This is a genomic window from uncultured Campylobacter sp. (assembly GCF_937997405.1).
Classification (GTDB): Bacteria; Campylobacterota; Campylobacteria; order Campylobacterales; family Campylobacteraceae; genus Campylobacter_B.
Map to the genome: position 1 here is coordinate 1 of NZ_CALKTL010000158.1, position 23,169 is coordinate 23,169.

A 23,169-nucleotide genomic window follows, 5' to 3' on the forward strand; every position below is an offset into this window, starting at 1 on the left:
TCGTTGATTATTTGCTTTAAAAGTCTAGTATATCAGTATTAAAGTATATTTTAAAATTTAAATTGCTACTGAAATTACCCCAACTTACTCCTAATTATAATTGAAAAAATTCTTTTAGCTTAAGGCAAAATTTCAATTTTATTTTAGGTAAGAATTTATATAATTGTGCCGAAATTGCATATATGGTAATTTTGCATGTTTAGTATTTTCGAAAGGAGAAAATATGGCGAATAAAGGCAAGGTCATATGCCCTTATTGTGGCACAGGCTGTCAAATCGAGCTGACTGCGGAAGACAATTATATCAAATCCGCAACCGGCGTAAGCGACAACCCCGTAAATCAAGGTTGTTTATGTTTGAAAGGTTATTACGGATGGAATTACGTAGGCTCTAGAGATAGGCTTACTACTCCGCTAATTCGTAAAAAGAATGGCAAATTTAGTAAAGACGGCGATTTGGTCGAGGCTAGCTGGGACGAAGCGCTTGATTTGGTTGCTAAAAAGATGCTCGAAGTTAAAAAGAAAAATACGGCGCCGACGCGATAGCCGGAAACTATTCTGCACGCTGTACGCATGAGGATAACTACGTAGCGCAGAAGCTACTTAGAATTTTAGGTACGAATAATATCGATCACTGCGCGCGCATTTGACACGCTCCGACTGTGGCAGGTCTTGCCAAAACAATCGGTAACGGAGCGGCTACAAATAGCTTCACGGAGATCGGAACTCACAGCAACTGCATTATGATGATCGGCTCAAACCCTGAAAATGGTCACCCGATCGTAGCTATGCACGTTCAAAGAGCGTTAAATAGAGGCGCTAAACTCATCGTCATCGACCCGGTTAAGACGGAATTCGCAAATCGCGCAGATATCCACCTCCAGCTTGAGCCGGAGCACAATATCCCAGTCATCAATGCTCTAATCCATGCTATTATCGACGAGGATTTGGTAAATCACGAATTCGTTGAGAAATACACTAAGGGTTTTGAATATGTAAAAGAGGCGGTTAAGGATTATTCGCCTGAGGCCGTAGCTAAATACACAAGGTTAAACGCTGAAGATATTAGAAAAGCAGCTAGAATTTACGCCACTACGCGACCTGCGGTTATCACGCACGGCATGGGTGTAACTCACTTCAACCACGGCGTGGGCGCAGTTTGCGACATTTCAAATTTAATGCTCGTAACGGGCAATGTGGGCGAGCTCGGAAGCGGCGATCTACCGATCCGTGGACAAGAAAACGTTCAAGGCTGCTGCGATATGGGAATGCTTCCTAACGTATTTACCGGCTATAAAGCCGTAACCGACGAGAGTGCCCGTGATTGGTTTGAACGCCAGTGGAATTTACCAAAAGGTCACCTAAACGGCAAGATCGGCATTCATAAAACCGAAGTGCCTGACGCAATTCTTGATGGTAGGGTAAAATTTTTCTGGACGATGGGCGAAAACCCGGTTATGACCGATCCGAACGCAAACCACTTCTTGCGCGCGATTTCGCAGGTAGAGATGTATGTGATCCAAGATATTTTCTTAACTGAGACGAGTCGCAAAGCAGATGTCGTGCTTCCTGGAGCTTGCAGCGGCGAGAAGGAGGGCACTTATGCTAACGCCGAGCGCCGCGTACAGCATAGCGAGATTGTGGTTGCCCCTCCGGGACAAGCTAGACAAGACTGGGCTATCATCTGCGAGCTTGCCAGACGCCTAGGACTAGGGGATTATTTCACATTCCAATCTCCAGAGCAGATTTGGGAAGAGGTGCGCAGGGTAGCTCCACACAATTACGGCGGAATGAGCTATTACCGCATCAAAAAATACCACGGACTTCACTGGCCGTGCCCTGATGAGAATTCTATGGGCGGACCTGCATTGTACCTTGATAAAAAATTCTTTACTCCGGACGGTAAAGGAAATTTCGTCCCAGTTCTATTCGTGGATGATAAGAGCAAGATCGAAAGCGCCAAAGAGGAATTCGCAAAGCGTATGAATATGCCGAAAGATTATCCTGTAATGGCGGGCTCGGTCGATGAGAAGACCGATGCAGAGTTTCCAATCCAGCTTCTGACTACGCGTAAGGTTTACGAGTACGCAGGAGGCGCGATGACTAGGCGCTCTAAGACTGTCGAGCAAGGCGGCGACGCGATAGGACCGATTGCGGAAATGAATCCGAAACTCGCCGAGCGATACGGAATTTCACAGGGCGATTTCATCGTCGCGTGGAGCCGCTACGGCTATATCGCGATCAAGGCGGACATCACCGAGTGTATAATGGATGGTATCATTCAGATGTCTTATCACTACTGGGAGAGCTGCTGCAACGAGCTAACTAGCGGCGGCTGGGATCTCATCGCCAAAACGCCTACGTTTAAGGCAGCGATTCAGATTAAAAAGATCGACGAAGAGGAATTTTTGCGTATTCGCGAGCTTAAGCGCATTAAGTTTCAGACCAACAAGGTCGTTTACGACGACTTCCACCACCATCCGATTAAATTCTAAGAATTTAATCTTATCCGTAGATTCGGGAGCTATGCTCCCGAATCTACTTTTTAACAATCAATTCAAATAATATGAAATTTTGGCGATTTAGCCGTCTTGCGATATTTTAAAGATCAAAAATTTCAAGAATTCAATAAATTTCGCGGTATTAATACGCTTTTTTGCGTAGTTGCACTATCGATAAAAGGGCATAGAAATTTATCTGCTATTTCATTTAATAGATGTGGCGGCAGAGACCAGGCATTCGTGATTTATCAAATCCTAATAAATTAGCCTTAATCAGAGCGGCGCAATGGAGTAAATTTTAAAGATAAGCATGATAATAAGGCTATTTTATCGCGACAAATCTTGCCAAATTACATTATTGATTAAATTTTAACGCGTGCAGGCTGATTTTATGCGAATTAGCCTATATTGCCAAGAAATGTCATAATTTTAATAACGCAAATGCAATTTTTGTAATTTTGATAGATGAATGCAAAAGGCTCATAGGCTTTTTTAAAATGCTAGACGCGGCTTTTAGTCTTAATGGTCGCAAATGCCGGTTTCTAGCATAACCGGAGTAGTTTCGCGCTCCGTCTGAAATCCATAAATTTTGATTTTAAAATTTTAGATTTAAAATTCCGAATTCCGCCGTGCTTGGAGCTCGGAATTTTTATAATTTTATTTTATCGCGTGTTTTTGGCGTTCTATTTTCACGCGGGAGCCCTTTGCTGCACTAGATAGCGCTGCTTGCGATGTTAAAGCTATTGCGCCAAAGCTTCTGCCTGCTTGCGAACCAGATTTATGAACTGGGCTCTGATATTGAAGTTATTGTGCCAAAGCTGCTGCGGCAGAATTCCATCTACTTTATTTAAAAGTAGTTAGAATTTCTGCCGCTTGTCGCACCTGAGTTACTTATTGTGCCAGATCTGTTCGTCGCGCCTTAATTTTTATCGCTCGCAGCACCCGCTTTACTTTGTCGCACTTAAATTTTTGCCGTCCGTCGCGTTAGAATCGCTTGCAGCGCCGTGATTTTCGCTGCTTGCAGAATCTGAGCTTGTCGTACCGCTAGGGCTTGCGGAGATTGGATTTGCTATGCTTTCGCCCGCGATGCCGCTTACGTTATTTATGTAGGCTACGGTGCTTATTTTATTCCATTCTCTACCGATTTTCAAAAATGCGCGCTGGCTGTCTAGGATCTCTTTAAACATCGGATCTTTCGCCGCTTCTTCGTCTAAGATTTCATTCGTTGCTTTTTTAAGCGCGGCTATCACGTCCGCAGGGAAGTCGCGCACCTGCACGTCCGGAAACTGCGCTTTTAGCTCTGCCCAAATGCGAGCGTTTTCGTAAAAGCCCTTATTTTGGAAGTTCTCGCCGGCAAGTCTTGCTGCAGCCTCTAAGATCGCTTGAAGATCCGCAGGCAGCTTCTCTAGCGCCTTTTGATTTACCAGCAGCTGGCAGTCTCCCATAGGCTCTTGCCAGCCTGTGTAGTAGTATTTAGCCACTTTGTGAAATCCAAGCGGCATATCATAGACGGGGCTTACCCACTCGACTGCGTCGATCGTGCCCATCTCTAACGCCATAAATAGTTCGCCCGTAGGCACCGTGTTTATAGTAGCACCTAGCTTGCTCATCACCTCTCCGCCTAGCCCCGGTATGCGGAATTTAAGCCCTTGCAGATCCGCGACCGAGTTGATCTCTTTTTTAAACCAGCCGCCCATTTGCATGCCGGTAGATCCCATCAAAAAGGTCTTCATGCCGTATTGCGCGAACATCTTATCATTAAGCTCTCGCCCACCACCATAATAATACCACGCGTGCTGCTCATCGGTAGTCATACCGAAAGGCACTGCCGTCCAGAGCATAGTTTTGGCGTCTTTGCCTTTATAATAATAAAGCGAAGTATATCCTAGATCGTATTGACCGCTTTTGACGAAGTCGAATATGCCAAAGCTTGCCTTGTGCTTGCTCGGTGTATCGATACGGATCTGAAGCCTGCCACCACTAAGGCTTTCGGCATAGTTTTTAAAATCCTCAGCAGCAGCGCCCAAAACGGGCGTAGTCGCCTCCCACGTACTAGCAAGTCTTAGGCGATAAACCTTATCGTCGCCGAAAAGCTGCGAGCCCAAAAGCATGAGACATGCAAACAAAAAAATCTTTTTCATTTATATCCTTTCATAAAGTTTTAAATTCATAAAATTTCAAAATTTAGCGCGCCGCCGGCTTAAAATTTAATCGCGTCCTGCGTCACTGCTACGAAATTCTGCTTCACGGTGCCTATTTTATCGATACGTTGCTTTCTATTCTATTTTACGACGTTTCATCTTATAGGCACTTTGCTTTGTAGACATCTTATTTCGCGACATTTTACTTCTTAGCGCCCTGCCCAAGCTTTTTTATTTTACAATGCCTGACTTTGCGACGATAGAGCGCCATGTTAGTTTTATTTCGCCGCGTTCGGGCGTACTTACCTACACCTGCATCATATCTAGCGATAATATTTTATCAAGCGCGCTTATTTAAAAGCTTCCGGCTCAGATCTATTTTGCTTAGAAATAACAAAAGTATCTTAAATGCCATCTTTGCGCTTTTGCAGATAAAATTCTCCTTTTCTTTCAAAGCGAGCTTTGTCATTATCGGCAAGCTTAGACGCTATGCCATTTTTTGATCTTAGACGGCAGAATCGTGCTTTTAAATTTAAAATTCCGCAATCTGCACAATCTTCGCGCCACACTGGCAAGCAAAGATTTAGCCTTTATATTTGAATTTTGCGCCTTAGTTGAGCGCAAAATTCCGCGCGGAGTTTTGATGCAAATTCCGCGCGAAGCCTAGATTAGAATTTTATGCAGAGCCACCCCGCGTTGTCTAAAATTTTTTGCAAAATTCCGTGCCGCAAAATGCACTTAAAATTTTAAATTTGCTATTGCGCGGAATTTCTTAGCGTAAATTCTAAGCCTTGAAATTTTGCTCTTGTTTGACAGCATAAAATTTTAAAACAAAATTCTACAGCCATCATGCCTTAAAATTTTATTCGCAAAGCCTACTTGCTAAATTTTAAAATTTTAAATCTAAACCCGCAAAATTCCGTATTTTAGAAATTCTATTTCGCAAAATTTTATCTCGCGGATTTATCACTCCATAAATTTCTGCGTTTGGTAAAATTTTGCTCCGCAAGTTTGCGCTTCGTAAAATTCTAGCTCGCAAAATTTCGCTTAAAATTTCGCGAGCTAGCCCTTATTTTCAAATAACTCCGCGTGTTTGCTACGCAAAAACTCTACCACGGCGATCACTTCGTCCGCGCCGCTAGCGTCCGAGTTCGCAAGCACCGTGTCGATGTTTTCGATATACAGCTGCGCCGCATCGGCGAGCCGCTCGCGCTTCACGCCAGCATAAAGCAGCATCGCGTCAAGCAGGATATTAATCTCGTAGATGAGGTCCTGCTCGGCGATTTTTTCGTCATTATTTTTCATCTTCTTCCTTTGAAATTTGGGTTTTTTTCTCGATCAGATCCACGATTTGCGCCTTTACGGCTTCGTACGAGCTCGCGTCCTTAAAGCCTGCAAACATCCCGCCGCTCGCGTTTACGTGCCCGCCGCCGCCGAGGAGCAGCTTTGCCATTTCGCTTACGTCGATCTTGCCGTCGGCGCGGAAGCTGAGTGTTTTTTTGCTCGTTACGTCGATGAAAAAATCGACATCGGGGTTTTGCGTCAAAAAGTCGTTGCCGATGACGCTTACGTTGCCGATATTGTAGGTCAAAATGCCCTTTTTATCGAGGTAGTCGATCGCAAAGCGCTGCTTTTGCGCGCTTAGACGGGCGACTACGAAATGCGAGACGAGATTGCTTAGCGTATCGTCGCGTTCGCTTTTAAAAAATTCTTTCTTTATGCCGTGGAGTGCACTATCTAGCGCGATGTGCGCGCTCGGCTCATTTTGAAATTTAAAAATTTTTTCTAGCAAGAAAAAGATATAATCCCTGCTCTCCCGCTCAAACATGATCTTATTGATCTCTTTCGCGCCCGAGACCATGCCGAGGCAGACCTTGCCGAGCTCAAACTCGCTCTCGTCTTTCAGCCAGATGTCCACGGCGTTTACGATGCGCACGAGTTTATCCAGCCGCGGCGAGCCGCCGAACATCGCGCTGAAAAAATCATAGGTGATCTTCGTGGCGCAGCGCGATGAATCCAAAAAATACCACGGGAATTTTTTCGCGCACTCAAGTCCGCTTTGATGATGATCCAAAAGGATCACGCGGGCGTTGCGGCGCGCCAGTTCGCCGCTAAATTTCTCGCACTGCGCGGGTAGTAAATTTAGATCGGTGATCAAAACCAGGCTTTTCTCGTCTGCGTCTGCGGCAAGCCGCTCGTCGATGCGAGCGAGGATGAGCTCAAATTTTTCGTTTATCTCCTTGCCGTAGTTGGCGTTGAAAAATTCCACGTCTGTCAAATAGTGCGCCGCGACGAACTGCGCGCCGTAGCCGTCCAGATCGGTGTGGCTGAGGTGATATATTTTCATTTGCGCTCTTTGCCGATGATATCTGCTAGCGTGATTGTATCCATATACTCATCGACTTTCTCTTGAAGCTCGCCAAACATTAGATTGACGCGGCACAGCGTGCGACCGTTCGGGCAGGCGTCGATCCCCTCGGCGGTGCAGTCAAATACCGTCGCCTTGCGTCTTTCGGCGCTTTTGATGATCTCGCTTAGCGTGATCTCGTCCGCATTGCGCGCGAGTACAAAGCCGCCTTTGGCGCCTTTGAAGGAATTCAAAAGTCTCGCGCGAGCCAAATTTTGTAAAATTTTAGCCAAAAAGCTGCGTGAAATTCCAAGCTCGCTAGAGATCGAATCGACATCCATCGATTCCTCCTTACCCGCGATGCAGATCATTGAAAGCAGGGCGTATTCGCTTGCTTTTGTAAAAAGCATTTATTCTCTCCTTTGGTCTGAAAGCGTGCATTTTACACAAAGAAAGCAAAAATTTAGGTTAATTAAGTATAATCGCTTCCTATTTTACCGATCAGGAGGTCATCATGGCTTTAGACACGGCTCAAAAGGCACAGATAGTTGCGAAATTCGCTAGAAGAGAGAAAGATACAGGTTCTGCTGAGGTGCAAATCGCGCTTCTTACCGAGAGGATCACGCTTCTTACCACTCATTTGCAAGCAAATCCGAAAGATTTTTCATCTCGCTTAGGACTGCTAAAGCTAGTAGGTCAGCGCAAAAGAATGATGAAATATCTTAAAAACAAAGACTACGCAGTTTACTCTAAGCTCGTTAGCGAGTTAAATTTAAGAGATAAATAAGCTTCTTTGCTCGCGGCGGCGTTTATTTCGTCACTGCGATTTATACACGGCGTCCGTCAAACGACGGACGCTTTTTTTGTGCTCAAAATTTCGGCTTCCGTCTCGCTTACGAAATGTTTAAATTTATTTGGAATTTTTGAAGGTTGGCTAAATTCAGTACGGATGAGTAAATTTAATTTTAAAGGATTTTTGTGGGTTATTTCCACGGTATCGCGATTGATGTGAAAAAAGAGTCCGGATCCCACACAGACAGCCCCGCAGATGCGGGTATTTCTAATGATGCAGCTTATGCAGCGGTATGACAATTTCGATTAAAAGGGCAGGGCGCGGACGTTTTTAAAATAAAAACGGACGATGGTTTTTATATTTTTAAAGGTGATGAAATCGCCGGCTATGCTCCCGCTAGCCATGATAGCAAAGAAAAAGAATGCTTAAAAAATGTCTCAAAAGGTGTAGATACCTTAGGCGCTTATCGTTGCCTGAGCCCATTTTGCCGGCCGGGAGACACGGAGTGGGTTATATTGTGACCGATATAATAGCTTGCGTCGTATTTTGTGTCGCCGGAAATTTCTTTATCGGCGGCTATATATGGGGACTTTTAGCTTTTGCTTTGTTCGCGATTTGGAATGATTTTTTTGAACGTAGCGATTTCCAAAAAGCTATGAAAAAATACGAAGCAGATAGAGCTAAAAAGATCGAATACGATGAGTTTATAGCAAGCTTTGAAAGACGCGTCGCAAGTGAGAAGATCGATGAAAATACCGGGTTGATCACTAAAACAGAACCGAATAAATAACGCAAAATTAAGAATTTTATCCTTTTTAAATGTGCCACTGCGCTCGCTATGGCGTATTTAATCGATGAAAATAGCTTTAGTGCAGCAAAATTTTATATTGCAATGCGATGTTTGCTTTGCAAATTTTCAAAAATGCTCGCTGTTACAATTTAAAACTTAAATCTTTTGGGCATAATACTCATTATATCTACTCGCTATTTAAACGCCGCGAAGCTCATAAAATTCGCCCATTTAAAGATACTCTCGACGCGCTTAAAGCCCGCGCTTAGCGCCAAGGCGCGGTTTTCTGCCTCGGTGTAGGGCACGAGGACGTTTTCAAGCGCCTCGCGTTTTTGCGCGATCTCGTAGCGCGAATAGCCCTGCGCGCGCTTGTAATCCTCGTAAATTTCGATCATCTGACGCGCGAGCGCAGGCTCTTCGTAGATAATCTTTTCGCTAAAGATCAAAACCCCGTCCTCGCGCAATCCGTCGTAAATTTTACTCACGAGCGCGGCGCGGCGCGGCGGCCTGATGAACTGCAAGGTGTAGTTTAAAATCACGGCGTCGCAGTCTTCGAGGCTCGCATCCAGCACGTCCGATACGCTAAGATCGAGCTTCGCGCCGAACGCTGTCGCCTTGGCGCGGGCGTTTTGTATCATCGCCTCCGAGCTGTCGATGCCGCACAGCCGCAGATCGGGGCGCAGCGCAAACAGCGCCAGCAGCGCGGTCGCAGTCGAGCAGCCAAGATCGATCACGCGCGCCTTTTGCGGCAGTATCCGCGCCAAAAGCTCGCTACTAAGCCGCGTGCTGGCCTCGTAAAACGGCACGCTGCGGCCGATCATATCATCAAAAACCGACGCGACGCTAGCGTCAAACTCAAACTGCTTTTTGATAGGCTCTTTAAAAATTTCGTCTTTCATCCGTTTCCTTTTAATTTTGCTATTTACGCAGCACTCGATTTATACTTCCTACGCATGCTAAACGCAGAATTCTCACGCCGTGTTTTCTGCACTTACGCGACACTCGACTTGCGACCGCTACGCATGGAATTTTTGCGCTTAGTTTGCCCCGCGCGAAGCATACCTAAATTTTAAACGCAGCATGAGCGCTTTTAATGCGAGCGAGCTGCATCCCAGTTTGCGCCCAACTTCTAGCCCAGATACGCTCGATGCATGGTTAAATTTCACGTCTTGCTTGACAGACCCTGAAATTCCGCGCCGCGCGAATACATCCTTAAAATTTTACTCCGTATTTTCGCAGCATTAATTTTACGTCGCCAAATCTCACGCTACCAAAACAGCTTCTTTAAATTCTTTAATTACGAACTTAAACTAAAAGCATAGTCAAAGCTTTATTAGTAGAATTTCACGCCTATTTTGCGATTTTACGCGCCGCTTTTGTGCACACTTCCCATATGGCATCGCAGACGCAGACGGTGCACCAAGCATCCTCGGAGGCAGGCACACGACTTTTATACGGGACGACGCAGACGGCTCATTTAATGCGTCGTAGATGCAAAACGCGGGCAGACGCATCAAATCAAGCGCACAGCCCGAAAATTTCATCTTTAAGCTTGCAAGCCGTAGATTAAAATTTGCGGCTTCGTAGTACCGCCTCCGCCTCTGAAGCGTCTTTTAAAATCTGCTCTTTAAGCCGCGCTAAATCGCTAAATTTGCGATTTTCACGTAGGAACTTTATAAATTTCACGCAGACGAATTTCGCGCCGCTGTTTTTGTCCGCAGCCTCTAAAATTTTATTTTCGGCGTCCAAGCTCTCGTTCGCCGCAAAATTTCGGGTAGAAATTTCGGCCGAATTACGCGCCGAAATTTCATCTAAATTTTGCGCAAAATGTGCAGATTGTCCCCCACAGCACGGCGCGCGATCTTGTGCGGAATTTAAACCAGCCTCAAAGCTTGCAAAGTCCCCCAAAATGTGAGTTTCAAGCGCGAAAGCCCCGTCGGTGCTGAGCCTGTGCCCCAAGAAGCTCACGCTTGCAAATTCCTTGCTTCCAGCGCGCGCCAGGGTCGCATACACGCCGCTTTTTGGCATAAAATAGCCGCTCGCATCAAGATTTAGCGTCGCTACGAACTCCCGTGCCCCGCGCCCTTGACCGCGTACGATCCGTCCGCAGATCTCGTAATTTCGCCCTAAAAGCTCCGCCGCCTCTTCGCACCTTCCGCGCGATAAAAGCTCCTTGATCTTACTTGAATGCACGCCGCCGCCGCTTAAGCAAAACTCCCCTAAGACGCAGGTTTGCCCGCGAAATTCGCGCCGCAAAAACTCCACTCCGCAGGCTCGATCGCGCCCGAATCTAAAATCCTCGCCGACGACGATTTTTTGTAAATTTATGAAATTTTGCTCTAAAAGCTCGATGAATTCGCCTCCGCTTAGATTTTTGATTTTGCTAAGTTCGCAGTAAAAGAGCTTTTTCTGCGTGTAGGCGCCGCGGGACGCGAAGGGGGTGAGCTTTGCGTCGCCGCCCGCTAGGATCACGATTATCGCGCCGTGCTCGCCTAAATGCTCGAATAATTTTTGATGTCCAAGGTGCATGCCGTCGAAGTTACCGATCGCTACGGCGCGCACATTATCGCGGTTTGCGCCTTGCAGCGTTGCGAAAATCTCGCCACGTATGAACTGCTCGCTTAGGCGCGCACGCAGCACTTCCGCACAAGCAGGAAGCGTGCCCTGGACTTGCGCGTCTACGCCATTGCCGCAAGTGCCGCCATAAGCCGTTTCGTTACTGCAAGCGGCGTCGGTATTTGCTTCATCTGCGCGGTGCGCATCGCCGGTTTTATTTTCATTGAGCTCTTGCCTTGGGCGTTTGATATTTTGAGATGAATTTTCTCCATTGCTTGTGAAATTCTGTTCCGTAAAATTTTGCAAGTTGGAATTCTGCGCTACGAAATTTCGCTCTTTAAAATTCCGTAGCGAAGCCCCTGTATGGTCTTTACCTAATTTTTGATTAGCCATTATTTCTGCTTCGTCCAGACGATTTTTTTGGTGTCATAGCCGCTGTGCTTCGCCTTTTTTAGATAAACGATGCGGATCGGCTCAGGCAGGGTTTTGGTGCGCGAGAGGATATACAGCTCGCTCGTATCGGCGCCGAAGATCAGGGCGTAGCGATAGTCGCCGTCCACCTGCGCCACGCGGTAGAGGGAGTCAGAAATCAGGCCTTTTTGATAGAGCAGGCCTACGTTTTTATCGCCCGCAAACTCCAATACGTGCTGCTCGTTTTCGATTTTGCCCGAGCTTGTTTTGGCGGTTTTTAAAAGATTGATCGTGGAGTTTTTATCGATGAAGCACTCGTACGCGGTGTTTTGCAGCTCGCTACCGCCCTTCATACGGGCGATTTCGTACCAGCCGCCGCTAAATTTAGAGATGTCGAAATTTTTTACCAGCGGTGCTTTCGGGCTCAGGCTTTTGGCGCATGAGCTCAAAAAAACGGCGCCTAGCACCAAAATAATCAAATTTTTAAATTTCATCGTTCATCCTTTTTAGAAGATAGAAAAATTCTTGATTTCCTTCTTTGCCCGTGATCTTACAGGCGCCAGAGTGCAGCACGGCAAGGCCTAGCTCGGCGCATAGCCGCTCAAATTTCGCCCGCGCGCCGCGCGCTACTTTTTCGTCCTTAAGCACGCCTTTTTTATTTCGCTTCGCCTCTGCACCCACCTCAAATTGCGGCTTAAATAGCACGATGATAGCGCTTTTTGCGAGGCTAGTGAGGCTTTTTAAGATCAAATTTAGCGAGATGAAGCTCACGTCGCAGGTGATGAGATCAAATTTTTTCTTGCTTATAAACTCCCTAATGTCGGTGTTTTCGCGCACGATCACGCGAGGATCGCGCCGCAAAATTTCGCTTAGCTGCGAGCTGCCGACGTCAAGCGCGGTCACGCTCTTTGCGCCGCGCTGCAATAAAATCTGCACAAATCCGCCAGTGCTGCTGCCCACGTCCAAAACATCGGCTCCCGCTAAATTTAAAATATCTTTTTGCAAGGGCTTTATTTGTACCGGCTCCGCGCCGCCTTCGTTGCGGCACGCGCCCGCATTGCCGCCCGATTTGGAGGCTTTCGCCGCATTTAAAATCTCTGCCGTTTCAGCGTCTGCGTCCGTTTGCAAAAGTCCTGCCGTCTCGGCGCCTGTGCTCATCTGTAAAAATTCCACTGTTTGCTTGCCTGCACTGGTTTGTAAGAGCTCCGCCGTCTCGGCGCTAGTTTTTGCGGTACGGATCGCTTCGGTAGTCGCTTTTGCGATCTTTGCCGCCGTCGCGCTTGGAATTTCGGTCGTCTCGTTCGCGCCTAAAATTTTATCCGTAGCCGCAAAATCTACATTTGAAATTTGCGTCGTTACCTCACCCGCTCTTTGCGTCGCTGTCGATTTATTATCTGCGCTCTTTGCGCCGCTGCATGGCTTTGAAATTTCTGCCGCCGAGTTAGGCGAATTTGCACCGCAGCTTGCCAAAAGTCCGTTTTCGGCAAGTTCGTCCAAAAAACCCGCAAGCTTGAGCGCGCCTCTGCTTACATAAATTTGATCAACCGCGCTGATTTCGCCGCTCTGCTCGGGCGCGATCTGCGCGGAGGGCCTGTTTTGCACGGTGCCTCGCAGCAAAATTTTATCCTGTTTTATCAGCGAAGCGGCCTGATTTCTGCTGATTTTAAGCGTATTTGCGACGAGTAGATCAAATCTCATTTTGTCTTTTCTCCGCGTCGCGCGGCGGTGAAATTTTAAATCTCACGCAGTTTTTGCGTGAGCTTGAGCTTAAAATTTTATCGCGTGTAGTAAAACCTCGCGTAGCAGTACCGCAAGGCTCAAATTTTAACCCGCGACATGCCGTAAATTTAGCCATACCGCGTGTTGCAAATTTTAGCTCGCCGTGCGTTGTAAATTTGATCTCATCGCTAGCGAAAATTTTAAAATTTTTCCTATCGGCGCAGTGTTCGCGCGCCGCAAAATTTAAAATATTTTCGCTTGCAGTCGTATCTATCGGCGCTACGCCAGCCGTCTCGGCACCGCGGCAAGCAAAGTCCGCACGGCGTGCAGAAATCGCTTCTCGCTTTGTCGCTGTGCGCACCTCAAAGCCCTGTGGTCTTGCGCCGATTGCTCGATTTGTAGCTCTCGCTTCTGCCGTTAAATTTGACGTTCGTTGGCTTGGCGCAAAATTTTTAAAATTCTCGCGCTTCGTAAAACACACAAACGCCGCAGGACGGAGGTTTCTTTTGAAATTTAACCCTGCGCCGTTTGAGTGCGGGTTTGGCGCCAAACAAAATACATTCACTCGCCGCTCCCCGCAAGCGTTTGGGGCTCGCTCTTGCTAGGCGAATTTACGCCGGTCGTCGCCAGGCTTGCGAGCGCTTCAAACTCGCTCTCATCGATCACCCGCACGCCAAGTGACCGAGCTTTTTGCAGCTTGGAGCCCGCTTCTGCGCCTGCAAGCACGAAGTCGGTCTTGGCAGATACCGAGCCCTGCACCTTCGCGCCCATAGCCAAAAGCCTGGCCTTAAACTCGTCGCGCGGACGGCTGAGCGTGCCGGTGATGACGACGCTGCGGTCCGTGAAGGCGCTTTTGACGGTCTGCATCTGGGGCGCGCGAGGCGTGATGATTTCGCTTAGATTTAGAATTTTTTCGCGATTTATCTTGCAAAACTCCGCTAGGCTCCTTGCCATCGCCTCTCCAAAGCCCTCCAGCCGCAGAATTTTATCCTCGCTTGCATCTAGCCAATCTTGTCCGAACGCTGCGGCGATCTTGCGCGCGGCCACCTCGCCGATGTGTTCGATCCCTAAAGAAGCGATGAAGCGCTCAAGCGGCGCGTTTTTGCTCGCATTTATCGCGCCCAAAAGATTTGAAATTTTTTTATCCGCAAAGCCCTCAAGATCCGCCAAATCCTGCGCGCCGAGGGCGTAAATGTCGCTGATCTTTGAAATTTTGCCGCTTTCAAAAAGCTGCGTGATCGTCGCGTCGCTTAGCCCTTCGATATTCATGCATTTTTTGGAGCAGAAATAGATCAGCGAGCCTATCACGCGCGCCTTGCAATCGAGGTTTTGGCACTTTATGAGCGCGCCTTCGTCAAGCAATTTCTCGCCGCAGACGGGACAGCGATCCGGGCGCGAAATTTCGCTCTGCGTACCGTCTCTGCGCTGTTTGTAAACGCTCGTGATCTTCGGGATCACGTCGCCGCTGCGGATGATGCCCACGAAATCGTTTTTCATCAGCCCAAGCCGCGCGATCTCGTCGAAATTATGAAGCGTCGCGTTTGAAACGTTCGCGCCGTCGATATTTACGCTATCTACGACGGCTACGGGGGTTACCGCGCCGGTGCGGCCGACCTGTAGATTGATCTCGCGCAGCCGCGTTACCTTTTCGACTGCGGGGAATTTATACGCGACCATAAAGCGCGGGAATTTCACCGTATAGCCCATCTGTGCGCACTTCGAAAGCTCGTTTACGCGGATTACCATGCCGTCAAGCATCAGATCTTTGCTAGCGCGCATGCTATGCAGCGCCTCGTATGCACTCCTGATCTCGCTTACGCCCGTGCAGATACGGCAAAACTCGTCGCGCAAAAAGCCGAGACTGCGCACGAACTCCATTATCTGCGAGTGCAGCGCAAAGCTTAACGAATGCTCGCCGACCCCCCACGGGATAAATTTTAACTTCCGCTTCGCTACGATCGCGCTATCCAGCTGCCTCAGGCTGCCTGCGGCGGCGTTGCGCGGGTTTGAAAACAAGCTCTCGCCGTTTGCGGCGCGCTCGTCGTTTAGCGCGTCAAAATCGCTCTTTGCGATCAGCGTCTCGCCACGGATCTCGATCCTTCCCTCGTATGGGATCTGAAGCGGCACCGATTTGATCGCTCTTGCGTTTTGCGTTACGTCCTCGCCTATAAGCCCGTCGCCGCGCGTCGCCGCGCTTATCAGCACGCCGCCTTCGTAGGTCAAATTTAAGCTCGCGCCGTCAAATTTCGGCTCGACGTAAAACTGCGCGCCGCCCTTCTCGCCGCGAGCTAGCCACGCCAAAAGGTCCGCGTCGTCGAAAATATCCTCCATCGACCACATCTGCGCGCCGTGAGCGAGTTTGGAAAAGCCCTCGCTGATCGCGCCTCCGATGCGCCGCGTAGGCGAGTACGGCAGTGCTAGCGCGGGATTTTGCTCCTCGAATTTCTCTGCTTTTGAATAAAGCTCGTCATACTCCTCGTCGCTCGCGATTGGCTTATCGTCGGTGTAATATGCCCGCGCCCACGTATTTAGCGTATCTACTGCAGATCTGTATTCATCGTAATTCATCTTGCGCTCGCATCTTTAAATTTTAAAATTCCGCGCGCCATTAGAATTTCATGCGCCGTTAGAATTTTACGCTCCGCGGCGAGTCTGTGTACTTGAATCGCTGCGCCGCACAACGAGTAAATTTTAAATTCCATTGCCGAACTCCTTTAGCGCGCGCTCGTAATCAGCCGGCGTGTCGATGCCGATGCTCGCGGTTTCGATGCCTAGCATTGCGATCTTCTCGCCCGCGCTTATGGCGCGAAGCTGCTCGAGTTTTTCGGTATCTTCCAGCGCTGAGGCGGGCAGGGCGCAAAAGCGCTTTAAATTCCGCACGCTGTATGCGTAGATGCCGATGTGTCCGAGGTAGCATTCGCATGCCGTGCGCGGGTAGGGGATGAGTGAGCGCGAAAAATAGATCGCAAAGCCCGCATTATCGAGCACTAGCTTGACTAAATTCGGATCCTCCGCCGCCTGAGGGCTTATGTATTTGTAGCAGCTCGCCATGAATGCGCCCTTTTGCGTGATCATGGCGTTGGCGAAATCTTTAAATTTAATCAAATTTTCGCTCTCGAAAAAGGGCTCGTCGGCTTGGATATTGATGATGATCTCGTTCTCCGCAAGCGCCGCGTTTGCGACCGCTTCATTGATCCGATCGGTGCCGCTTTGATGCTCGCGCGCGGTGAGAACGGCGTCAAAGCCGTAATCTTGCGCGATCTTTAAAATTTGCGGCTCATCCACGGCGATTAGCACGCGGTCTGCCTTGGCGGCATTTTGAGCCGTTTTGATAAACATCGGCACGCCGCCGAACTCACATAAAATTTTATTTTTAAAGCGCGTCGAAGCAAGGCGCGCGGGGATTACTATCATTTTTTTATCCACTCCATTATGGCGTTTTTGATCTCGCTTTGCTCCACGACGCTAGAATGTACCTGCGGCGCGCTAAAAAGGCGCGAGATCTGCGGCGGAATGTCGCTGCGAAATTCCTTCGAAAGCGCGATCATATCAGCCCTTTCGTCCTCGCAAGCCCTGCCTTTAATCGCGCCGATCATCGACGGCGTAAATTTAATCCACTTCGCGGTCGAGATGACTAGATTTAGGCGACTTTCGTCAAGCAGCTTGAAGCAGGTCGCCGTGTGCGGATCGATCAGCACGCCGTGGCTGCTCTCTTGCTTGATAAATTTAGCGCACTGCGCATCGTCGCAAAAATCCGCCTCGAAGACCTCGCGCAGCTTCGCAAGCTCGCTCGCGCTAAGCTGATAAAATTTATCTCGCGCCAGGCTTTGCATCAGCTCGCTCGTGCGCGCATCGCCGAACATATCGCTAAGCAGCCGCTCGACGTTGGAGCTAACTAAAATATCCATCGCAGGGCTGATTGTGCGGATGAGCTCGCGATTTCGCAGATCGTAGATGCCGCGCGTAAAAAGCTCGGTCAGGATATTGTTCGCGTTTGAAGCGATCTTGATTTTGCCGATCTTTGCACCCATTTTTTTGGCGAAATACGCTCCCAGCGCGTTGCCGAAATTCCCGCTAGGCACTATGACGTCGAAGGTGTTAAATTTAGAGTCCGGTTTTGCGCTCTGTGCGCTGTTTGCGCCCGCTGCGGCGCCAAAATTTTTACCGCACGCCGTGCACTGATCGCTTTGCTTTAAATTTTGCTCGGGGCTCAATACGCCGTGCTTTGAAAAATAGATGCTAGCGTAGAGGTAGTAGATGATCTGAAATAAAATCCTGCCGAAATTTACCGAGTTTGCGGCGCTTAAATTTAAATTCGCCCGCGCGAGTTCGTTTTTGAAATCATCATCAGACAGCAGCGATTTTAGCGCGCGCTGCGTATCGTCGAAGTTGCCGCGCACGCCTAAAATTTTAAGATTTGTCGCGCTTTGTTTGACCATCTGCTGGCGCTGTATCTCACTCGTGCCGCCCTGCGGATAGAGGCAGACCGCTTTGATGTTTTCGTCGTCCGCAAAAGCCTCCAGCGTCGCAGGCCCAGTGTCGCCGCTCGTGGCGCACATTATTAAAAATTTTTCATTTCTGGATTTTGCGATGCTCTTTAAAAGCGCGCCGAAGGGCTGTAGCGCCATATCCTTAAACGCAAGCGTCGGGCCGTGATAAAGCTCCAAAATATAGGCGTTTTCGCTTAGTTTTTTGATCTGGACGGGGCAGGCGGGATTTTCAAATTTATCGTAGCGCTTTAGCGCGCTCTCAAAGACCTCGCTGCTTACGTCAAAATCGAAGCTCTCGATAATTTTAAGCGCGATCTGTTTGTAGCTCAGATCTTCGCACTGCTTAAAAAAATCCTCGCTCAAAAGCGGCAGCCTCTCGGGGCTAAAAAGCCCGCCGCCGCTTGCGCTCGGATTTAGCAGCGCGTAGCTAAGATCCGCTTTTTGCGAAAAATCTCTCGTAGAAACCAGTTTCATCTTTTTCCTTTTTAAAATTTTAAAATTTACGCCCGCCCAGGCGCTTTAAATTTGATCGCTTAGGTCGCTTGCACGGATTTGCGGCATTGCTGCTTTAAGCCTGCCGCCTCCGCGTCCGCGCCTAAATTTCTTCCTTTATCAAACTTCCTATGCCGCCGTCGGTGAAAAGCTCAAGCAGGATCGAGTGCGGAATTTTGCCGTTGATGATATGCGCGGCACTCGCGCCGTTTCGCACGCATTGCAGGCATGCATCGACCTTTGGGATCATGCCGCCTGCGATCGTACCGTCCTTTTTAAGTTTCGAAATGAGCGCGGCATCGAGCTTGCTGATCAAATTCCCCTCTTTATCGAGCACTCCGTCAATGTCGCTTAAAAATATCGCCTTGCTCGCTTTTAGCGCGGCTGCGATCCTGCTAGCGCAGAGATCGGCGTTGATATTAAAGCTCACGTTTTCGTCCGTCTCGCCGCCCGCAAGCGGAGCGATTACCGGCAGATAGTCCTTTTGCAGCAGGTCGTTTATCAGTTTGGTATTTACCTCGGTGATCTCGCCTACGAAGCCGTATTTTTTCTCATCAAGGAATTTTGCCCTCAAAAGCCCGCCGTCCTTGCCGCTGATGCCGATCGCAGGCGCGCCGTTTTGGTTCAAAAGCGCCGTGATCTCTTTATTTACCGCGCCGCTTAGCACCATCTCGGTAATTTCGATCGCGTCTTTACTCGTTACGCGAAGTCCATCGCAAAATTCGCTCTGCACGCCGATCTTATCCAGGGTCTGATTGATCTTTTTGCCGCCGCCGTGCACGACGATGATCTTGATGCCGACCATATGCAAAAGCACGATATCGCGGGCAAAATCAAGCTTGAGCGTATCGTCGGTTTGCGCCGCGCCGCCGTATTTGACGACGAAAATTTTATCTCTAAATTTACGGATATAGGGCAGCGCGGAGATGATGACTTCGGCGGTTTTGCTCTTTTTTATCATAAAATTCCTTTAAAAACCTTATTTTATCATAGCTTGGTTTATGTAGTTTTGAATTTTGCGGATAAAGTTTTCGCTTAGCTTTAAATTTAACAGAATCACCGAAATTTCCGCGCTCAAATCCCTTAATTTCACGTAATCTTTCGCCGTGCAAAGGATATGCTCCACGCCCTCGCGCCTTAGCAGCTCTAAAATCTGCTCTTTTTTGAAATCGTAATGATCGGGGAAAAATGCGTGAGCTTTTGCAAGCGGTAAAAACTCTTGCAAGCGCCAAGGTTTGGCGATAGCGCTGATTAAGATTGTGCGGGATTTTTCAAAACCAGCCTCTTTGGAATTTAAAATTTTATCCGCGGCGGCGGGGTTTAAATCCGAAATTTTATCCGCAAGATTTGAAATTTCATCCGTGCCGTTTAGAGTGCCTTGCAGATCCGCCGCCGAAACGATTTTAAGCTCCTGCGAAATGTCGCTCGGAGAGGGTATAAAATCCGCAAATTTATAAAAAAACGGCGGGTAGCGATACGCGGCGAAGGGCAGGCAAAAGGGCAGCTTCGGCGCGCTTTGCGGGCGTAGCAAGATATCAAATTTAGAGATATTAAATTTAGAAAATCCGTCGTCTAGGATCACGAGCTCAAAGCCGAGAGTTTGCGCGCGCAATATCCCTGCGGCGCGATCTTCGCTAACGATCACGTTTGCGCCGCGCAAAAACAGCGCGTATTCCATCGCCTCATCTCCGCTTTGCCTCACGTCGCAAAGTATCCGTCCGCCGAGCGCTACTTCGAGCAAGCCTCTACTTTTTCGTCCGTATCCTCGAAGGATGATGCAGGTTTTAAACTCCCCGCTAAATTCTTTAAAAAGCGCCCGCACCAGCGGGGTTTTGCCGCTTCCGCCGAGGGTTAAATTTCCGACGCTGATTATTGGGATTTTAAATTTTTGCGGCTTAGCAAAGAGCCTTTTTAGGCAGACGATAAGCGTATAAAGTAGCGTTAAAGGCGCTAAAATTACTCCGAGCGCAAGCCATGCGGGGCTCGGGTCGTATAGGTTTCGCTCGATTAGGAGTTTAAACACGATTTTGCGCTATCTCTTTGATCTGCTCGCAGATGTAGCTCACATCGTCGTCGCTAAGCGCCGTGTAGATCGGCAGGGATAAAATTTGCTGATAGTTTTTAAGCGCATTCGGAAAATCATTGACCTTGTAATTATATTTGCTTTTATAGTAGCTTAGCAGATGCACCGGCACATAGTGCAGCGAAACGCTCACTCCGCGCGAGATCAGCGCTTTGGCGAAATCGTCGCGGTTTTTATCGATCTTTACGATGAACTGAGTATAGATATGCTCCTCGCTGTCGCTTGGAAGCGTCACGTGAGGGCAGTTTGCGAGCTGCTCACGGTAGGCTGCGGCGATCTGCTTGCGGCGCTTTATAAAGGCGTCGGTTTTTTCAAACTGGGCGATGGCGTAGGCGGAATTTATGGCATTAAGATCGTATTTTTGACCGATGCGATCGACGTCGTAGGTAAAGGACATATTGCCGTCTTTGTAAAAGGCGTCTCCTACGATGCCGCCGTTTCTTAAAATCTGCGCGGCGCTTGCGATCTCATCGTCGTTCGTGACGAAAAAGCCCGCCGTAGAGATTGCGTCTTGCGCTTGAGGATTAATCTGAAAGCACGATATGAGCGAGCTTTTAAGCGCTCCGATTTTTGCGCCTTTATAGGTAGCGCCCATAGCGCGGCACGCATCGTCTATAAGGACGATATTTTCGCTTTTGGCGACCTCGCTGATGGCGTCTATATCCGCAGCAAGCCCCGCGATGTGCGAGATGAAAGCGCATTTTAGCTTCTTGTGGCGGTTCTGATCTATCGTGCGAGCAAGGCTTTCGCTCGTGATATTAAAGCTTATCGGATCGATATCTACGAAAACGGGCTCGGCGTCGAAGTGGCGGATCACTTCGGCGACGTTAGGGAAGGAATTTACGGAGCATAAAATTTTATCTCCGCGCTTAATATCCATCGCACAAAGCGCCAGATGCAGCGCCGTCGTGCCGCTCGTAGTCGATACGGCATGCTTTACGCCGAAATATTTACAAATATCCTCTTCAAAAATTTCGCTATATCTTATATCGCTGTTGTAGAGGGCGCTTTTAATTAAGTCTTCCTCTTTTTTATCGATTTGAGCCTTATAAAACGGTATCTCTTTCATAAATCTCTCCTTAGTGTGCGGGCTCTATGCGGGCGACCGCGGGCGCGCGAAGCTTAAAATTATTTTTAAGAATTCTACGGACGATAAATTTCACCAGCTCTTGATTGTGGTGCGAGTTTTGCAGATATTTTAGATCGTTTGAGGTTATTTGCTCGCCTGAGCGAAATTTCGTCCGCAGCGTTTCGTGCGAAAAAATATCTCTTAGCACACTATCTAAGATCTCGTAGCTGTATCCAAGCTCACGTTCGTCGCTTTGATTTTCCCATAGATCGGCGCTGGGAGCTTTTTTTATGATCGCATCGTCTATGCATAAAATTTTTGCAAATTTAAACAGATCGGTTTTTAAAATTTCGCCGATCGGATTAAACGCGCAGGCTAAATCTCCGTAAATCGTGCCGTAGCCGAGCATCCTCTCGCTAAGATTGCTCGTGCCTACGACTACTCCGCGTTTTTGCGCGCTGTAATCATAAAGTAAGCTCATTCTCACGCGCGCGGCGAAATTTCCGATGCGAAGAGCGCTTGCGCCGGGATTTAAAGCGGTAAAATTTTCTACAAACGGCGCGATCTCTTTGATCTCGTAGGGGATATTAAAGGATTCGCAATGAAAGATCGCGTCTGCCATATTTTCTAAATTTGAACCCGCGCTAGGCAGGATAAGCCCGTAAGTGGGGATCTCGGTAAGCGCACAAAGCGCAGAAACCACGGCGCTGTCAAGCCCACCGCTGATACCCACTACAAAGGCGTCCGCACCCGTTTCATCGAGTCTCTCCGATAAAAAATCGGTCAGTTGCGGCAGCAAATCGTCCAAGAACATAATATTTAGCCTTAAAATTTTACGTTAAATTGCGCGAATTTTAACTATTTTTGGCTAAATTACGGCTTTAATTTAAGCTTAAAAGGAGGATTTAAATGCAAATTTTAAAAAAAGCTTTCGGCGAATACGTGACGAATTGCTACATTCTAAAGGGCGAGCAGGGCGATTTGGTGATCGATCCGGGCGAGGGCAGTTTTGATTGGGTGATGCAAAATACGGGAAAGATCGCCGCGGTTTTGAATACGCACGGGCATTTCGATCATGTTTACGACGACGCCAAGCTGCAAAGGGCGGGCGCTAAAATTTATATCCACGAGGATGACGCCTTTATGCTACGGGCGGATCCTTTTGAGACGATGCCAGAATCCATAGAAGCGGATGTGCTCATAAAAGGGCAGGAGCAAAGCTTTGAAATAGCGGGCTTTAACGTTAAATTTAGCCTTTTTGCAGGACACACGCAGGGCAGCTGTATGATAGAAGTGGACGGCGTTATCTTTAGCGGCGACGTCATATTTAAAGGCTCTATCGGCAGGTGGGATTTTCCCTTTTCAAGCGGCGAGCAGATGAAAGAATCTCTGCATAAAATTTTGCAGATAGAGGGCGATTTTACGCTCTATCCGGGACACGGAGCAAATACTAGTCTAGCGGCCGAGAGGCAAAATTTAAAATATTTTTTGCAACTTTTTGAGCGCTGATCGTTTAAATTTAACTGCGTTTCGCCGCACAATAAGCGGTAAAGCGGCGTGAAGCCGGTCGGCGTTAAATTTTTTATACTGCTTTGCTTGTGGGCGTTAGAATTTATGCCGCTTTGCTCGCATTGCAGGCGCCGAAATTTACCGCTTTATTTGAGGCCCCGGGCATTAAATTCTGCGCCCCGTTCGCACTATACCTGCGCCAGCGTGCAATGGGCAGATAAAATTTTAAAATTTACCGCCGCTTGATTAAATTTAGCAAAATTTCGCGCT

General features: G+C 48.2%; 20 protein-coding genes and 1 pseudogene. 4 read left to right on the forward strand and 17 right to left on the reverse strand.

Translation table 11 applies throughout. The features are described from left to right. Positions 1–223: 223 nt before the first annotated feature. Positions 224–2,493: pseudogene (locus Q0372_RS08515) on the forward strand (molybdopterin-dependent oxidoreductase). Between the two features lie 953 nt (positions 2,494–3,446). On the opposite strand, the gene dctP reads toward Q0372_RS08515, so the two are convergent. From dctP to Q0372_RS08535, 4 genes are all read right to left on the reverse strand, one after another. Continuing rightward, entirely contained in the window at positions 3,447–4,640 is a 1,194-nt protein-coding gene (dctP, locus tag Q0372_RS08520; protein WP_298104851.1) for a TRAP transporter substrate-binding protein DctP, read from the reverse strand. A 1,062-nt stretch (positions 4,641–5,702) separates the two neighbouring features. Further along, positions 5,703–5,945, reverse strand: a complete 243-nt coding sequence (locus Q0372_RS08525) for a hypothetical protein (RefSeq protein ID WP_297881153.1) — start codon at positions 5,943–5,945, stop codon at positions 5,703–5,705. Continuing rightward, positions 5,935–6,987 (reverse strand): DHH family phosphoesterase, encoded by a 1,053-nt coding sequence (locus Q0372_RS08530; protein ID WP_298104852.1) that lies wholly within the window; start codon positions 6,985–6,987, stop codon positions 5,935–5,937. The genes Q0372_RS08525 and Q0372_RS08530 overlap by 11 nt, the downstream gene beginning before the upstream one ends. Next, positions 6,984–7,397: an Rrf2 family transcriptional regulator gene (locus tag Q0372_RS08535; RefSeq protein WP_297944765.1), complete on the reverse strand. Its 414-nt coding sequence runs from the start codon at positions 7,395–7,397 to the stop codon at positions 6,984–6,986. Before Q0372_RS08535 ends, Q0372_RS08530 begins: the two co-directional genes overlap by 4 nt. A 104-nt stretch (positions 7,398–7,501) precedes the next feature. Between Q0372_RS08535 and rpsO the strand changes: the two genes are divergently transcribed. Further along, positions 7,502–7,774, forward strand: a complete 273-nt coding sequence (gene rpsO, locus Q0372_RS08540) for a 30S ribosomal protein S15 (RefSeq protein ID WP_005871877.1) — start codon at positions 7,502–7,504, stop codon at positions 7,772–7,774. A gap of 511 nt (positions 7,775–8,285) precedes the next feature. Beyond that, a complete protein-coding gene (locus tag Q0372_RS08545; RefSeq protein WP_298104854.1) occupies positions 8,286–8,570 on the forward strand; it encodes a hypothetical protein in 285 nt (94 codons plus the stop codon). Between the two features lie 194 nt (positions 8,571–8,764). Here the strand turns inward: Q0372_RS08545 and cmoA are convergent, their stop codons facing one another. The 13 genes from cmoA to nadE all read right to left on the reverse strand — a co-directional run bounded on the left by cmoA (position 8,765) and on the right by nadE (position 22,204). Continuing rightward, the gene (cmoA, locus tag Q0372_RS08550; RefSeq protein ID WP_298104855.1) at positions 8,765–9,469 is read right to left on the reverse strand and encodes a carboxy-S-adenosyl-L-methionine synthase CmoA; all 705 of its coding nucleotides are present in this window, start codon (positions 9,467–9,469) and stop codon (positions 8,765–8,767) included. A gap of 667 nt (positions 9,470–10,136) precedes the next feature. After that, positions 10,137–11,519 carry a riboflavin kinase gene (locus tag Q0372_RS08555; RefSeq protein WP_298104857.1) on the reverse strand — a complete coding sequence of 461 codons (1,383 nt, stop codon included), beginning with the start codon at positions 11,517–11,519 and terminating at the stop codon, positions 10,137–10,139. After that, positions 11,519–12,031 (reverse strand): lipocalin family protein, encoded by a 513-nt coding sequence (locus Q0372_RS08560; protein WP_298104860.1) that lies wholly within the window; start codon positions 12,029–12,031, stop codon positions 11,519–11,521. The genes Q0372_RS08555 and Q0372_RS08560 overlap by 1 nt, the downstream gene beginning before the upstream one ends. Further along, positions 12,021–13,235 (reverse strand): SAM-dependent methyltransferase, encoded by a 1,215-nt coding sequence (locus Q0372_RS08565; protein ID WP_298104861.1) that lies wholly within the window; start codon positions 13,233–13,235, stop codon positions 12,021–12,023. The genes Q0372_RS08560 and Q0372_RS08565 overlap by 11 nt, the downstream gene beginning before the upstream one ends. Further along, positions 13,225–13,821 (reverse strand): hypothetical protein, encoded by a 597-nt coding sequence (locus tag Q0372_RS08570; protein ID WP_298104863.1) that lies wholly within the window; start codon positions 13,819–13,821, stop codon positions 13,225–13,227. Before Q0372_RS08570 ends, Q0372_RS08565 begins: the two co-directional genes overlap by 11 nt. Further along, complete coding sequence (ligA, locus tag Q0372_RS08575) at positions 13,818–15,824, reverse strand: NAD-dependent DNA ligase LigA (protein ID WP_298104866.1); 2,007 nt, start codon at positions 15,822–15,824, stop codon at positions 13,818–13,820. The genes Q0372_RS08570 and ligA overlap by 4 nt, the downstream gene beginning before the upstream one ends. Then, a complete protein-coding gene (locus Q0372_RS08580; protein WP_298104868.1) occupies positions 15,821–15,958 on the reverse strand; it encodes a hypothetical protein in 138 nt (45 codons plus the stop codon). The genes ligA and Q0372_RS08580 overlap by 4 nt, the downstream gene beginning before the upstream one ends. Then, positions 15,948–16,670, reverse strand: coding sequence for a 3-deoxy-manno-octulosonate cytidylyltransferase (kdsB, locus tag Q0372_RS08585; RefSeq protein ID WP_298104870.1), 723 nt, complete (start codon positions 16,668–16,670; stop codon positions 15,948–15,950). Before kdsB ends, Q0372_RS08580 begins: the two co-directional genes overlap by 11 nt. Next, entirely contained in the window at positions 16,667–18,220 is a 1,554-nt protein-coding gene (thrC, locus tag Q0372_RS08590; protein ID WP_298104872.1) for a threonine synthase, read from the reverse strand. The genes kdsB and thrC overlap by 4 nt, the downstream gene beginning before the upstream one ends. A gap of 121 nt (positions 18,221–18,341) precedes the next feature. Continuing rightward, on the reverse strand, positions 18,342–19,199 hold the full coding sequence (gene argB, locus Q0372_RS08595; protein ID WP_298104874.1) for an acetylglutamate kinase: 858 nt from the start codon (positions 19,197–19,199) through the stop codon (positions 18,342–18,344). Between the two features lie 18 nt (positions 19,200–19,217). Then, positions 19,218–20,261: a tetraacyldisaccharide 4'-kinase gene (locus Q0372_RS08600; RefSeq protein WP_298104876.1), complete on the reverse strand. Its 1,044-nt coding sequence runs from the start codon at positions 20,259–20,261 to the stop codon at positions 19,218–19,220. After that, on the reverse strand, positions 20,254–21,390 hold the full coding sequence (locus Q0372_RS08605; protein WP_298094635.1) for a DegT/DnrJ/EryC1/StrS aminotransferase family protein: 1,137 nt from the start codon (positions 21,388–21,390) through the stop codon (positions 20,254–20,256). Before Q0372_RS08605 ends, Q0372_RS08600 begins: the two co-directional genes overlap by 8 nt. Positions 21,391–21,400: 10 nt before the next feature. Continuing rightward, positions 21,401–22,204 (reverse strand): NAD(+) synthase, encoded by an 804-nt coding sequence (nadE, locus tag Q0372_RS08610; RefSeq protein ID WP_298104877.1) that lies wholly within the window; start codon positions 22,202–22,204, stop codon positions 21,401–21,403. A gap of 95 nt (positions 22,205–22,299) precedes the next feature. Here nadE and Q0372_RS08615 point away from each other — a divergent pair, with 95 nt between their 5' ends. Then, positions 22,300–22,899 (forward strand): MBL fold metallo-hydrolase, encoded by a 600-nt coding sequence (locus Q0372_RS08615; protein ID WP_298104879.1) that lies wholly within the window; start codon positions 22,300–22,302, stop codon positions 22,897–22,899. Positions 22,900–23,169 lie beyond the last annotated feature (270 nt).

What these genes read in the sequence shown, in the direction of transcription:
- dctP (WP_298104851.1), bottom strand. Translation starts at nt 4,640, where the DNA reads ATGAAAAAGATTTTTTTGTTTGCATGTCTCATGCTTTTGGGCTCGCAG.
- Q0372_RS08525 (WP_297881153.1), bottom strand. Translation starts at nt 5,945, where the DNA reads ATGAAAAATAATGACGAAAAAATCGCCGAGCAGGACCTCATCTACGAG.
- Q0372_RS08530 (WP_298104852.1), bottom strand. Translation starts at nt 6,987, where the DNA reads ATGAAAATATATCACCTCAGCCACACCGATCTGGACGGCTACGGCGCG.
- Q0372_RS08535 (WP_297944765.1), bottom strand. Translation starts at nt 7,397, where the DNA reads ATGCTTTTTACAAAAGCAAGCGAATACGCCCTGCTTTCAATGATCTGC.
- rpsO (WP_005871877.1), top strand. Translation starts at nt 7,502, where the DNA reads ATGGCTTTAGACACGGCTCAAAAGGCACAGATAGTTGCGAAATTCGCT.
- cmoA (WP_298104855.1), bottom strand. Translation starts at nt 9,469, where the DNA reads ATGAAAGACGAAATTTTTAAAGAGCCTATCAAAAAGCAGTTTGAGTTT.
- Q0372_RS08555 (WP_298104857.1), bottom strand. Translation starts at nt 11,519, where the DNA reads ATGGCTAATCAAAAATTAGGTAAAGACCATACAGGGGCTTCGCTACGG.
- Q0372_RS08560 (WP_298104860.1), bottom strand. Translation starts at nt 12,031, where the DNA reads ATGAAATTTAAAAATTTGATTATTTTGGTGCTAGGCGCCGTTTTTTTG.
- Q0372_RS08565 (WP_298104861.1), bottom strand. Translation starts at nt 13,235, where the DNA reads ATGAGATTTGATCTACTCGTCGCAAATACGCTTAAAATCAGCAGAAAT.
- ligA (WP_298104866.1), bottom strand. Translation starts at nt 15,824, where the DNA reads ATGAATTACGATGAATACAGATCTGCAGTAGATACGCTAAATACGTGG.
- Q0372_RS08580 (WP_298104868.1), bottom strand. Translation starts at nt 15,958, where the DNA reads ATGGAATTTAAAATTTACTCGTTGTGCGGCGCAGCGATTCAAGTACAC.
- kdsB (WP_298104870.1), bottom strand. Translation starts at nt 16,670, where the DNA reads ATGATAGTAATCCCCGCGCGCCTTGCTTCGACGCGCTTTAAAAATAAA.
- thrC (WP_298104872.1), bottom strand. Translation starts at nt 18,220, where the DNA reads ATGAAACTGGTTTCTACGAGAGATTTTTCGCAAAAAGCGGATCTTAGC.
- argB (WP_298104874.1), bottom strand. Translation starts at nt 19,199, where the DNA reads ATGATAAAAAAGAGCAAAACCGCCGAAGTCATCATCTCCGCGCTGCCC.
- Q0372_RS08605 (WP_298094635.1), bottom strand. Translation starts at nt 21,390, where the DNA reads ATGAAAGAGATACCGTTTTATAAGGCTCAAATCGATAAAAAAGAGGAA.
- nadE (WP_298104877.1), bottom strand. Translation starts at nt 22,204, where the DNA reads ATGTTCTTGGACGATTTGCTGCCGCAACTGACCGATTTTTTATCGGAG.
- Q0372_RS08615 (WP_298104879.1), top strand. Translation starts at nt 22,300, where the DNA reads ATGCAAATTTTAAAAAAAGCTTTCGGCGAATACGTGACGAATTGCTAC.